Annotated in this window: 12 protein-coding genes; 4 read left to right on the top strand and 8 right to left on the bottom strand. The window is 68.0% G+C overall.

The genetic code is table 11. From position 1 onward, the window contains the following. Positions 1-23: 23 nt before the first annotated feature. The 8 genes from BMX99_RS08880 to BMX99_RS08845 all read right to left on the bottom strand — a co-directional run bounded on the left by BMX99_RS08880 (position 24) and on the right by BMX99_RS08845 (position 8,291). The gene (locus BMX99_RS08880) at positions 24-383 is read right to left on the bottom strand and encodes a hypothetical protein (protein WP_093450251.1); all 360 of its coding nucleotides are present in this window, start codon (positions 381-383) and stop codon (positions 24-26) included. 97 nt (positions 384-480) lie between these two features. Continuing rightward, positions 481-1,257 carry a precorrin-4 C(11)-methyltransferase gene (cobM, locus tag BMX99_RS08875; RefSeq protein WP_093450248.1) on the bottom strand — a complete coding sequence of 259 codons (777 nt, stop codon included), beginning with the start codon at positions 1,255-1,257 and terminating at the stop codon, positions 481-483. Positions 1,258-1,266: 9 nt separating this feature from the next. Next, positions 1,267-3,168 carry a precorrin-3B C(17)-methyltransferase gene (cobJ, locus tag BMX99_RS08870; RefSeq protein ID WP_093450245.1) on the bottom strand — a complete coding sequence of 634 codons (1,902 nt, stop codon included), beginning with the start codon at positions 3,166-3,168 and terminating at the stop codon, positions 1,267-1,269. Then, positions 3,159-3,860 (bottom strand): precorrin-2 C(20)-methyltransferase, encoded by a 702-nt coding sequence (gene cobI / locus BMX99_RS08865; RefSeq protein WP_093450242.1) that lies wholly within the window; start codon positions 3,858-3,860, stop codon positions 3,159-3,161. The genes cobJ and cobI overlap by 10 nt, the downstream gene beginning before the upstream one ends. A 41-nt stretch (positions 3,861-3,901) precedes the next feature. Next, positions 3,902-5,104 (bottom strand): precorrin-6y C5,15-methyltransferase (decarboxylating) subunit CbiE, encoded by a 1,203-nt coding sequence (gene cbiE, locus BMX99_RS08860; RefSeq protein ID WP_093450239.1) that lies wholly within the window; start codon positions 5,102-5,104, stop codon positions 3,902-3,904. Positions 5,105-5,219: 115 nt separating this feature from the next. Beyond that, positions 5,220-5,858, bottom strand: a complete 639-nt coding sequence (locus tag BMX99_RS08855; protein ID WP_093451273.1) for a precorrin-8X methylmutase — start codon at positions 5,856-5,858, stop codon at positions 5,220-5,222. Between the two features lie 938 nt (positions 5,859-6,796). Further along, on the bottom strand, positions 6,797-8,038 hold the full coding sequence (locus BMX99_RS08850; RefSeq protein WP_093450236.1) for a sirohydrochlorin chelatase: 1,242 nt from the start codon (positions 8,036-8,038) through the stop codon (positions 6,797-6,799). A 4-nt stretch (positions 8,039-8,042) separates the two neighbouring features. Next, entirely contained in the window at positions 8,043-8,291 is a 249-nt protein-coding gene (locus BMX99_RS08845) for a DUF6732 family protein (protein ID WP_170848689.1), read from the bottom strand. Positions 8,292-8,663: 372 nt separating this feature from the next. Here BMX99_RS08845 and BMX99_RS08840 point away from each other — a divergent pair, with 372 nt between their 5' ends. From BMX99_RS08840 to BMX99_RS08825, 4 genes are all read left to right on the top strand, one after another. Beyond that, on the top strand, positions 8,664-9,638 hold the full coding sequence (locus BMX99_RS08840; RefSeq protein WP_093450233.1) for a glutathione S-transferase family protein: 975 nt from the start codon (positions 8,664-8,666) through the stop codon (positions 9,636-9,638). Positions 9,639-9,762: 124 nt separating this feature from the next. Beyond that, entirely contained in the window at positions 9,763-10,722 is a 960-nt protein-coding gene (locus BMX99_RS08835; RefSeq protein ID WP_093450230.1) for a threonine-phosphate decarboxylase, read from the top strand. Further along, positions 10,719-11,633 carry an adenosylcobinamide-phosphate synthase CbiB gene (cbiB, locus tag BMX99_RS08830; RefSeq protein ID WP_244525507.1) on the top strand — a complete coding sequence of 305 codons (915 nt, stop codon included), beginning with the start codon at positions 10,719-10,721 and terminating at the stop codon, positions 11,631-11,633. The genes BMX99_RS08835 and cbiB overlap by 4 nt, the downstream gene beginning before the upstream one ends. A gap of 120 nt (positions 11,634-11,753) precedes the next feature. Beyond that, positions 11,754-12,923: a lytic murein transglycosylase gene (locus BMX99_RS08825; RefSeq protein ID WP_093450227.1), complete on the top strand. Its 1,170-nt coding sequence runs from the start codon at positions 11,754-11,756 to the stop codon at positions 12,921-12,923. Positions 12,924-12,925 lie beyond the last annotated feature (2 nt).

The following is a 12,925-nucleotide window of genomic DNA, read 5'->3' as shown; positions in this document are numbered from 1 at the left end:
GACGCCCAGCTGCGAACCGGGCCTCACACCTCGGGGGAGCGGGTCAGGTAGCCAGCCGGTGCAGTGTCGTCGCGGGCGAAATCCAGCGCCGGGCCACTGGTGGTCGGGGTCTGGCGCTTGAACTCATAGATCATCTCGCCGCCCTCTTCCTCGGCCGCGACGATCAGGCAGTTCCACAGGTGCCGCGTGCCATCGAACAGGTCGACCCGGCCGCGCAGCTTCGGCACGCCCTCGGCCGCCACCACGAAACCGTCGTCCTTCAGGCGCACCACCGGAAAGATCTCCTCTCCGGCCTGGACACGCAGACGGTTGCGCCGCTTCAGCGCCTTCCGGTGCGCGGCGGCCAGGCCCTCGCGCACCTCTTTCGAGAAATAAGTCGTCATGATCCGCTCCTCCGCGGATCAGGATGACGCGCAAGGGCTTCACGTCAAGTTAACCGGCCAGGAAAATCCGACTTCCCGGCACGGTGTGACCTCTGGGTCAGCCTTCGCGGACCCGGACCTTGGGGCGCAGCACATGCGGGATCGCCTCGTCATACAGCGCGCTGTCCTTGAAATCGCGGATCTCGCCCAGCACCGGGCCCACAAGGGTCAGCGCCGTTCGGGTGATCTTTTCCGCCCGCACCTTGGCATGGATATCGGCCAGCGTGCCCCGGATGAACATCTGGTCCGGCCAGCCCACGCGATAGGCGACGATCACCGGACACTCCGCACCGTAATAGGGGGTCAGCTGGCGCTCGATCTCGCGCAGGTTGCGCACGCCCAGATGGATCGCCAGGGTCGCGCCGGTGCGGGCAAAGTTCTCAAGCGTCTCTCCCGCAGGCATGGCGGTGGATTTCATCGACACCCGCGTCAGCACGATCGACTGCGCCACTTCCGGCACCGTCAGCTCCTGCCCCAGGGCCGCCGCCGCCGCCGCATAGGCGGGCACGCCGGGAATGATCTCGTACCCGATGCCATCGGCCCGCAGCCGCCGGATCTGTTCGGCAATTGCACCGTACAGCGACGGATCGCCCGAATGCACCCGCGCCACATCCTCTCCGCGCCCGTGGGCCGCGGCGATCTCGGCGTGGGTTTCGTCCAGCGTCATGGGGGCCGTGTCCAGAACCCGCGCCCCCTCGGGCGCGCAGGCCACGACCTCGGCCGGCACCAGAGACCCGGCATAGAGGCAGACCGGACAGGACCCGATCACCCGCTGCGCCTTCAACGTCAGAAGCTCGGGATCACCCGGCCCCGCCCCGATAAAGTAAACTGTCATCCTCTTGCCTCAAATATCCCGGGGGAGTCCGGCCTCGGGCCGGACGGGGGCAGTGCCCCCCTCTTCCGGCTCCCACAGGGCTCCTGATCCGATGTGACGGTTGCCGACCTCCACGAGGTCGCCATCGATCCGCCGCGCATAGCCGCGCGGTGTGTACATGCGTGGCCCCTCGCCCAGCATGGCCAGCTGCGAATTGGACGATCCGATCAGCACGACGGTCAGCATGTCGACCTCGTCCACCTCCAGCTCGTCCAGCCGCCGGTAGCGCAGGTTTTCTTCCGGTCGCCCAAGCGAGGTCGCCAGCATCACCGGCGTATCCGCCGGGCGATGCTGCAACAGGATCTTGCGCGCCTCGGCCAGCAGGGTGCGCCGCGTCTTGGAGACCGGGTTGTAGAAGGCGATGACGAAATCGCCTTCGGCCGCCGCCCGCAGCCGCCGCAGGATGTCGTCCCGGGGCGTCAGCAGATCGCTTAGCGAGATGGCGCAGAAATCGTGGCCCAATGGCGCGCCCGCCCGCGCCGCCGCCGCCTGCAAGGCGGATACGCCCGGCGAACAGACCACCTCGACCCGCCGCGCAGCGTCGCTGACGCCGGTGTCGTCGCTGCGGTTCAGCAGCTCGAACACCAGCGCGCCCATGGCGTAGATGCCCGCATCGCCCGAACAAACCAGCGCCACGTTGCGCCCCTCGGCCGCGCGTTCCAGCGCATAGCGACAGCGGTCCTCTTCCCCGCCAAGGGGGAAATCCGCCCGATGCTTGCCCGCTGCCAGCGGCCCCAGCAGATCGATATACAAGCCATAGCCGACCAGTTCCTCGGCCTGGGAGATCAACTGCGACACCTCGGGCGTGCGCCAGCTGGCCTGCCCCGGCCCGATCCCCACGACCGACAGTTTCCCGCGCGGACGCCCGGTGAATTTGGTCACCGGCGCGGGGGCCGCGGCAATGGCACAGGTGGTATTGGCCGTCTTGCGCTTGGTCACCTCGAAATGGCTCTCCGGTCCCGCAAGGCATAGCGCCGCGCCCTCGGATACACCGTGGCAGCCGACCTCGGCAAAGACCACGTCGGAGGGGTTGGCCAGATAATCCGCCTGCGCCTCAAGCTCCTCGGCCGAGAACAGCCGCAGGGGCACGTCCAGCCGCTGCGCCAGTGCCAGGATCGCCGGCTCATCGGCCTTAAGCGCAATCGTGCCCACACCCGCCACGGCCCCCGGCGCGATATTCGCTTCGCGCAGCGACGCCTGGACCAGGGTCCAAAGCTCCTCGGGCTCCGCATTCCGGGCACACCCCACGCCGATACAGAAGCGCTGCGGGTGATAGACCAATCGGTCCGGCCCGCCCTCCCAGGGTTGCTCGACCACGCGCAGCTCGACCGCGCCCGCGCCCTCTTTCGGCTCCACGCCAAAGATGTTCGGCCCCTTCACCACCAGCCCCGCGCCATTGACCAGCGCGGCCATTGCCGCCTGGGCATCGCCGCGATTGGCCAGGCGGTAGCCCTCGGGCGGGGCATCCAGCGCCACGCCGATGGCGATGTCGCCCGCCGTGGTCACCGCCGGCACCGCGCCCAGCACATCCGCGATCTGCCGCGCCAGACGGTTGCCCCCCCGGTGCCCGCCCAGAAGCGGTACGACCACGGCCCCGTCATCGCTGACCGAGACAACCGGCGGTTCGGCCATCTTCGACCCCAAAAGCGGCGCCACCGCCCGCACCAGAATCCCGCTGGCGCAGACGCCGATCACCGGACGCCCGGCGGCGAACATGTCCCGTGCGAAATGCAGCGCATTCGGGAACGTCTCATCCGCGCCGTCAACGCGCCCCTCGCGCCCCCAGAGCGGCACGCCAAGCGCATCCGCAACCCGCCGCGCCACCGGCGCACCGGCCGAAGACACCACCATCACAACAGGCGTCACAGCCATGGGTCATCCCCCTTGTTCATCAGGATCATCGAGAAATAGGGCGCGGCTTCGGGTGCCTCGGCCAGCGGGCAGACCACCTCGTCCGGCAGGCCCACACGCGCCACATAGACCGCCCGGTCCAGAAGACCCAGATCGGCAAAGACCCCGCGGATCTTGCCCATGTGGCGGCCCACCTTCATGATCGCCACCGCCTCGGCTCCGCCGATCCGGTCGCGCAATTCGGCCTCTGGCAAGGGTCCGGGCAGGACCGTCAGCCTCTCGTTCCGGGCCACCAGCGGCCGGCCGGCCCGCGCCGCGCAGGCCGAAACGGAGGTTACCCCGGGCACCACTTCAACCTCGAACCGGTCCGACAGCCGCGCAAAGACATACATGAAGGACCCGTAGAAGAACGGATCCCCCTCGCAGAGGCAGACGACATCCTCGCCCGCCTCAAGCGCCGCCGCGATTTCCGCCGCGCCCTTGTCATAGGCCGCCTGCGCCGGGGCGCGGTCCACGGTCATGGGCACGTCCATGACGATTTCCCGCGCCTCCGCGGCGATCAGATCCGCCGCGATCGACCGCGCGAAACTCTCACCGCCCGCCAGCGCCGGATAGGCCACCACCCGGGCCGCCCCGATCAGCCGCGCCGCCCGCAGGGTCATCAGATCGGGATCGCCCGGCCCCAGACCCACGCCATAGAGTTTCCCCATCATCTTGCCGGAAATACTCCCGCAGGAGGCATCCACACGTGCCGTCATCGTTTCACCAGGCTCCACTGCGTCACGGCCATGGCCGGTTTCCAGCCAGACAGACGCCCGACGGCTTCGGCACGGGCGACCTGGATCTTGGCCAGCTCTCCTCCGTGCTTTTTGCGCAGCGCCAGCATGGCCTGTTCGCTTTCGATGGTGACCGCATTGGCGACCAGCCGGCCCAGAGGTTTCAGCTGCGCCCAGGCGGCGTCGAAAACGGCCTCGCTCAGCCCGCCGCCGATGAAGACCGCGTCGGGACGCTCAAGCCCTGCGAAGGCCTCGGGTGCGGTGCCTTCAACCAGGCGGAGACCGGGCACGCCAAGCGCCAGCGCATTCCGGGCGGCCATGTCGCGGCGGTCTGCGCGGGGTTCGATCCCGGTGGCCCGGGCATAGCGCGCACCGCGCATCCATTCCACCGCGACCGAGCCACAGCCCGTGCCCACGTCCCACAACAGCGCACCGCGCATCGGCATCAGCTTGGCCAGGGTGACGGCCCGGACCTCGCGTTTCGTCATTGTCCCGTCCGAGACAAAAAGATCATCCGCCAGCCCCGGCACGCGCGGCATCAGCGCGGCCTCGGGTGCGGCGATACATTCGACCGCCAGCGTGTTGAAGGCCGGGACATCGTGATCCCAGCTTTCCGCCAGCCCGTCAAAGCGCAGCTCTTTCTCGCCGCCCATGTTGGCAAGGACGGCCATCCGCGATTGTCCGAACCCGCGTTCCACCAGGAAGCGCGCGATCTGGCCCGGGGTCTCGGCCCCGGTGGTCAGGATCAAGAGCCGCGCATCGGGCTGGATGAAGGCGATCATCTGCTCGACCGGGCGGCCATGCACGGTCAGCGTTTCCAGGTCCGCCATGGACCAGCCCATCCGGGCCGAGGCCAGCTGAAAGGCCGACAGCTGCGGGTGATACAGGATCTCATCCGCCGGGATCGACCGTCCGATCCGCGCCCCGACCGAGAACCACAGCGGATCCCCGGTGGCCAGCACCACAACCCGGCGACCCCGATGCGAGGTCAGGAGTTCGATCAGCGCATCGAAGGGCGAGGGCCAGGCGATACGTTCCGCCGTGACGGTATCTGACAACGCGTGATGACGGTCGCCGCCGATGATGACCTCGGCGGCCTCGACCACCGCGCGGGTGGCGGGGGTCAGCCCGTCCATGCCGTCTTCGCCGATGCCAACGATATGCAGCCAGGGGGTGCTCATGCGCGGACCTCTGATCGTTGCACGCGGGCGGCGGATGCCGGGCCGGTGAGTATTTCTGGCAAGATGATGCTGCGGGATGTGAAGCCCCCGGACGTGGGACACCAGGCGGAGAGCATCATAGTTGTTCCCCCGGAAGACCGGCCGCCAGGGCGTTGACCGCGGCCGAGGCCATGGCCGAGCCGCCCCGCCGCCCGCGCAGCGCGACGAAGTCGCAGCCGCGCGGATGGGCGGCCAGTTCGGCCTTGCTTTCGGCGGCCCCGACGAAGCCCACGGGAAAGCCCAGGATCACCGCCGGTTTCGGCGCGCCCTGACCGATCAGGTCGAGCAGGTGGAAGAGCGCGGTCGGCGCGTTGCCGATGGCCACGACGGCCCCGTCGAGGTACGGCTCCCACAGCTCGACCGCGGCGGCAGAGCGGGTGTTGCCGATGGCGCGGGCGCGATCCGGAACGGAGGGGTCGTTCAGGGTGACGATGACCGGGTTTTCCGCCGGAAGGCTGCGGCGGATGATCCCCGCCCCCACCATTTCACAATCGCAGAGCACCGGCTTGCCCGAGAGCATGGCCGCGCGGCCCGCGTCCCAGGCACCGGCGGAAAAGGCCAGCCGGTCCGCCACATCGACCATGCCGCAGGCATGGATCAAGCGGATCGCCATGGATTGCAGCCCCTGCGGGAAGCGGTCCAGCCGCGCCTCGCGCCGGACGGTGGCGAAGCTTTCGGCATAGATCGCGGCGGGGTCGTGTTCATAGGGCGGCACCGGGCGCGCACTTGTCCGCGCGAGGCGCGGGGCCGAGGGGGGTGTCGCGGCCTGAACGGCCCTGACGGCCTCGGCCAGCTGGTCCTGGTGGTCGAGCCCGAGGATGGAGCCTTCGTGGCTGCGCACTTCTGGCGGCAGGGCGGCGGGCGCGCGCAGCAGCGCCAGCAGATCGCCCGAGGCGTCGAGATGGGCCAGCGCCCGCGCCGTGACCTCGACCTGGACGGCATCGCGCACCGCAGCTTCGGGGAAGGTCATCGGCACGAGCGAGGGGAAGACCTCGGCCATGACATGGGAGGAGCCGTCTCCAAGCGTCTCGAAGGGCCAGACCTGGGCCCCGGTAGCCTGGCGCAGTGTTTCAAGCCGTGCGATGCCGGTCAGGGCCTGGCCGCCGACGGACCCGGCCCCGGAGAGTTTCCAGACCTCCTGCGCGGCCGAGGCGCGGCTGTCGGCGTCGCGCAGGTTTGCAGGCAGGGTATCGCCCCAGCCCGAGGGTTTCTTGCGCGGCAGGCCGGGGATGTCGCGGGTCAGCCCGTTGCCCCAGAAGGGGCCGTCGCCGGGGAAGGCGGCATTCAGATCGGCAGCCAGATCGAAGCGGGTGTTGGCATTGTCGGGCCCGTCCTGCAGGCCCGCGGCGATGCGCGCCCAGACGGTCGCCCAGTCGCCATTCGCGGCCAGCGCCTGGGCCAGGCCAGAGGGATAGCCGAAGGCAAAGTCGAAGCCGACCAGCAGGCGCTGCCCCTGGTCCGTTGCGCGGGCCAACAGGTCCTGCACGATCTGCATCGCAGCCTCTCGCGTGGCGGGGTTTTCAAGCCGCAGCGCGTCCCCGCTCAGGGCGGCGATCCAGATCGAATCCGCACCCGTGCGGCGCACCGAGGCTGCGGACCAGTCGACCATGACATAGCCGTCGAACGCCGCACCGGCGCGATCGGGACCGACGCTCATTTCCGGCGCGCGCTTTCGGGGCCATGCGGGTGTTTCGCATGGGGGTATTCGGCGTGATGGTGATGGCCGTGCCCGTGATCATGCCCGTGCCCGTGATCGTGGTCGTGGTCGTGGTCGTGATGATGGTGGTGCCCATGCCCATGATCGTGCCCGTGATCGTGGCCATGATGGTGGTGATGCCCCATTTGCAGCCGGCATTCGCCCGTGCAGAAGGTATCGCACAGCGCACAATCCGCCACGTTGGAGCCGGGTGCCGAAGCTCCCTGTCCTTCCACGTGGTGGTGATGGCTTTCCTGCACCGCGCCGACCTCGCCCTCGAATCCCACGACCTCGACCCGGTATTTGCACAGCACGCAGGTCGGCGGCGGCACATCGGCAAAGGCCGGGTGCTGGCGATCCTCGGGCGAGATATGGCGGTGTTCGCCGGACTCAAGCGCCAGGACCTGTTCGCGATAGGCGCAGATTCCGCAATTGGGGATCGCCGAGGGCCCGTCGAGTTCGCGCACCCGTTCAGCGAAGGTTTCCAGCACCTTGGGGTGGTCGTTCAGATAACCGGCCTTGAGGAATTCGATCTCGGGATGACGGTCTGCCACGCGGTCGGTAAAGCCGTAGATCCGGTCGATCAGGATGCCGGTGAAGAGGAAATAGGGGAAAACGACGACGCGTTTGTAGCCCAGTTTCACCACGTGGTTCAGGCAGGGTTCGACCAGCGGGAAGGTCACGCCGGAGAACCCGACCTCGCACCAGCCGAAACCCAGGCCTTCGTGCAGCAGGCGGGCGACCTTGGCGACATTGCCGTTGGCATCGGGGTCCGAGGCCCCGCGCCCGATCACCACCAGGCAGGTTTCCTCAAGCGGCACATCGCTGTCGGCACTGGCCAGGGCCTCGCGGATGCGGGCGGCGGCGGCGGCGATCATCTTGGGATCGACCCCCAGTTCGCGGCCATAGGAAATCTCGATCCCATGCTTTTCGGCATAGGTGTTCAGAACGGTCGGGATGTCGTTCTTGGCGTGCATCGCCGCAAACAGCATCCCCGGCACCGCCAGGATCCTCTCGCAGCCCGCCTCGCGCAGCTTGTCCAGCCCGTCGCGGATCACCGGGTTGGCAAATTCCAGATAGCCGTATTCCACCGGCCAGTCGGGCAGAAGCGCTGGCAGTTTCTCGGCTAGCACGGCAAATTCGTCCACGGCGGCCTGGCTGCGAGAGCCGTGGCCGCAGATCATCACTCCGGTTTTCATGGGATCAGGCCTCCTGGGGCTCTTCATCCGTCAGGTCGGAGGCCTCTGCCCCCTCCTGATCGCCCTGCGCGTCGGATTTGCCCTTCAGTCCCTGCCACAGGCCGATGGCGATCGCGGCCCCGATGGCCGCAGCGCCCAGCCAATGGCCGTGGCCCGCCACTTCGCCCAGGTGGCCGACATGGGCCTGCGCCGGGGCGGCGAAACCGGCGGCAGTCGCAATTGCGGCGGCGGGTTTGGCAAATGTGATACGCATGGTCTTCCTCTCCTTATTGCGTGGAAAGGTCGAACGACCGCTTGGGGCATCCGACGATCCGGCCTGACATCCCCTGATTGGGTCGATGCGATTGGCCAGCACCTCTCCGGCCCCTGCGGGGCATCGTGCTGTCCTCTATATTGGCACCACCCCCGTGACGCAATGCGCGATCCCGACCTATGGGGCACCCCGGGCGACGTACTTTGGTGGCACGCCCCGCGGCGGCCAGATCACGGGCAGCTGTGCATCCCCGCACGACACCTGCGCGGCCCGTTTGGCTGGACCTGTCCGGCACATGGCATAAGTTTGCCCCATCACCGCGCCGCCCCTTCCCCCCGATCGGGCCGCAACCGCACCGCAAGGGAGAGACCGATGGGACAATTGATCGACGGCACCTGGGAGGCCGAGAACCTGGCCGCGCTCTCCTCGGGCGGGGAATTCAAACGCAAGGAATCGTCCTATCGCAGCTGGATCACCGCCGACGGCAGCGCCGGACCTTCGGGCGAGGCTGGCTTCAAGGCGGAAAGCGGACGCTATCACCTGTATGTCTCATACGCCTGCCCCTGGGCGCATCGCACGCTGATCTTCCGCCAGCTCAAGGATCTTGCGGACCACATTTCGGTGTCGGTCGTGCACCCCGACATGCTGGACAAGGGGTGGAGCTTTGACAGCGATTTCCCCGGGGCCACCGGCGACGATCTGCTGGGCAAATCCCACCTGCACGAGGTCTACACCCAGGCCGATCCCACGGCGACGACCCGCGTCACCGTGCCCGTGCTGTGGGACAAGGCCACCGGTCAGATCGTGTCGAACGAAAGCGCCGAGATCATCCGCATGTTCAACAGCGCCTTCAACGGGCTGACCGGCAACACCACGGACGACTACCCCGAAGCCCTGCGCCCCCGCATCGACGAGATCAACGACCGGATCTACGACACCGTCAATAACGGCGTCTACAAATCCGGCTTCGCCTCGTCCCAAAAGGCCTATGACAAGGCCGTCACCGCCCTGTTCGGCAGCCTCGACTGGATCGAGGGGATCCTGGCCAAAAACCGGTACCTGACCGGCGACACCCTGACCGAGGCCGACTGGCGGCTGTTCACCACGCTGATCCGCTTCGACAAGGTCTATCACACGCACTTCAAGTGCAACCGCAGCCGGGTCCTCGATTTCCCCAATATGTGGGGCTATCTGAAGGAATTGTACCAGGTGCCGGGCGTGGCAGAGACGGTGAACTTCGACCACATCACGCGGCACTATTACTACAGCCACGACCACATCAATCCGAACCGGATCGTGCCGATCACCCCGGATCTGGACCTGATGTCGCCGCACGGCCGGGGCTGAGCGCCCGGCGCATGTGACACGCCAAACGCGGGCCGGAGAAGCAAAAATCCTTCCGGCCTGCCCCGCATTGGTCTAGGACTTCGCCCCAACCAAGGGATGCGGATCCGGGACACGAGGGCGGGCCATGCAATTCGACTATGACAACCGCGACCACGGCGGCCGCATCGATCAGGCCGTGGCCACCTATGGCGGCGACCGGTCGGCCTGGATCGACCTGTCCACCGGGATCAACCCCGTCCCCTATCCGCCCCCCCGGATGGAGCCGCACAGCTTCACCGCCCTGCCCGACAGCTCCGCAACCGAGGCCATCATCCAGGCCGCCCGCCGCTTCTGGGCCGTGCCGCGCGATGTGGCGATCCTGCCGGTGCCCGGGGCCTCGATCGCGATTGCGCAGATCCCCTTCCTGACCGCCGCCGGGTCGGTCCGCCTGCGCACGCCCAGCTACAACGAACACGCCGCCGCCTTCACCGCCGCCGGGTGGAGCATCACCGACACCGACGCCGCCAAGGCCCGCGTGCTGGTGCATCCCAACAACCCCGACGGCCATTGGTACACCGCCCATCAGGCGGAATCGCCCATGACCGTGATCGACGAAAGCTTTTGCGACGTGGATCCCGACCGGTCGCTGATGGACTGTGCCACCCGCCCCGGCGTGCTGATCCTGAAAAGCTTTGGCAAGTTCTGGGGGCTGGCCGGGCTGCGCCTGGGCTTCGTGATCGGCGACCCGGATCTGGTGCGCAAGCTGGCGCTGCGCCTGGGGCCCTGGGCGGTCTCTGGCCCGGCGCTGGCCGTGGGCACCGCGGCGCTGAACGACCCCGACTGGGCGATCCGCACCCGCGCCTATCTGGACGCCGATGTCACCCGTCTGGACCGGGCCGTGCTGGCGAAGGGCGGCAGCTATGCGGGCGGCACGTCGCTGTTTCGCCTGTACGACCACCCGCGCGCCAAGGACCTGCACGAGCATCTGGCCAGCCGTCACATCTGGACCCGGACCTTCCCCTGGTCGGCCAGCGCGATTCGCTTTGGCCTGCCCGCCCCGGCGCAGTGGGACCGCCTAAGCGCCGCACTTGGGGATTTCGCGTGACCCTTGGGCTGACCCTTTCCCTGGCGCTGATCCTGGACGCGATCTTTGGCGAACCCCGCTGGCTCTGGTCGCGGGTGCCGCATCCGGCGGTTCTGATCGGCCGCGCCATCGGCTGGGCGGACCGGCGGTTCAATCATGGCACCGCCCGCAAGCTGCGGGGTGTGCTGCTGTGTGCTTCGCTGATCCTGGGCGGCCTGCTGATAGGCACGATCCTTCAGGCCTTTGGCCCGCTGGTCGAGGCGCTCGCCGCCGCGATCCTTCTGGCGCAGAAGTCCCTGGCCCAGCATGTGGCGCAGGTCGGCGATGCGCTGCGGGTCTCGACCGGGTCGGCGCGGATCGCCGTGGCCCGCATCGTCGGCCGCGACACCGCCGCGCTGGACGACGCCGGCATCGCCCGCGCCGCCATCGAAAGCGGGGCCGAGAACCTGTCGGACGGGGTGATCGCCCCGGCCTTCTGGTTCCTGGTCGGCGGGCTGCCCGCGATGCTGGCCTACAAGGCCGTGAACACCGCCGACAGCATGGTCGGCTATCGCACCCCCCGGCATCAGGATTTCGGCTGGGCCAGCGCCCGGATGGACGACCTGCTGAACCTTGTGCCGGCGCGTCTGACGGCGGCCCTGATCTCGCTCGGCTCGGGGCGGTGGCCCGCCTGGGGGCAGCTGGCGCGGGACGCCCGGCTGCACCGTTCGCCCAATGCCGGTTGGCCCGAGGCCGCCATGGCGCAATCCCTGAACGTCGCGCTGGCCGGGCCGCGCACCTATCACGGCACGACGCAGGATTTTCCCTGGGTCCATGCCGGCGGGGCCCGCAGCATCGGCGCAGATGACGTCGATCGCGCCGTCACCCTGCAATGGCGGGCTTGGGCGCTGATGCTGATCCTTGCCCTGATCCCGGCCCTAGTCCTGGCGTGACTCTCTCCCCCACGTCCGATCCCCTTGCCGGCCTGACCGGCCGCGATCCGGCTAAGGCATTGCCCTAAGGGCCCAAGTTGCTATCCTGCGGCAAACGCCTGCAGGCCAGAAGGAAGTTTCATGCGCCCCATCCTCCCAGCCCTCCTTGCCCTGTGCCTGTCATCCCAGCCTAGTCTGGCCGCCTGCGGCGGTGGCTTTGGCAGTTTCGTTCAGGGCCTGAAGGCCGAGGCCGTGCAGCGCGGCCATGCCGCCACCACCGTCGACCGGTTCTTCGCCTCGGTCCGGCAGGATCCCAAAGTGATCAAGGCCGACCGCGCACAGGGTGTCTTTCAGCTGGACTTCACCACCTTTGCCCGCCGTCTGATTTCGCAGAACCGCGTGAATTCCGGCGTATCGAATGCCAAGAAATACGACCGCGTCTTCGACCGGATCGAGGCCGACTATGGCGTCGACCGCGGCGTGCTTCTGGCCTTCTGGGCGTTCGAGACCGACTACGGTGCCTTCCAGGGCGATTTCAACACGTTGAACGCCCTGGCGACCCTGGCCCATGACTGCCGCCGGCCCGACCTGTTCCGCCCGCAGATCTTCGCCGCGCTAGAACTCTTCGAACACGGCGATTTCGACCCCGCCCGCACCACCGGTGCCTGGGCCGGAGAAATCGGCATGGTACAGATGCTGCCCGGCGACATCATCGAAAACGGCGTGGATGGCGACGGCGACGGCCATGTGGATCTGAAGGGATCTGCCCCGGATGCGCTGATGTCAGGGGCCAAGATGCTGCGCCACCTGGGCTGGCGTTCGAACCAGCCCTGGATCCAGGAAATCACCCTGCCGCAGCAGATGGACTGGTCCTGGACCGGGCTGCGCACCACGCTGACGCCCGCCGAATGGGAAAAAGTCGGGGTGCGCCCGCGTTCCGGCCGGTGGCTATCGAACCAGCCCGCGTCGGTCATCATTCCGCAGGGGCATAAGGGTCCGGCCTTCCTCGCCTACCCGAACTTCAACGTGTATTTCGAGTGGAACCAAAGCTTTACTTACGTGCTGACCGCCGCCTATTTCGCCACCCGCCTGCAGGGGGCCCCGGTCTTCGACGCGGGCAACCCCGATCCGGGCCTGTCCGGCGCTCAGATGAAGCAACTGCAAAAGAAGCTGTCCGCGCGCGGCTATGACGTGGGCAAGGTCGACGGCATCCTAGGGGCCAAAACGCGCGAGGCCGTTCAGGCCGTGCAGAAACAACTGGGCCTGCCCGCCGACGCCTGGCCGACGACCGGCCTTCTGAACCGCCTCTGACC

This window comes from Pseudooceanicola nitratireducens (genome assembly GCF_900109195.1).
Classification (GTDB): domain Bacteria; phylum Pseudomonadota; class Alphaproteobacteria; order Rhodobacterales; family Rhodobacteraceae; genus Pseudooceanicola; species Pseudooceanicola nitratireducens.
Note: the sequence above shows the minus strand (reverse complement) of the source record. Positions and strands in the feature narration are given on the sequence as shown.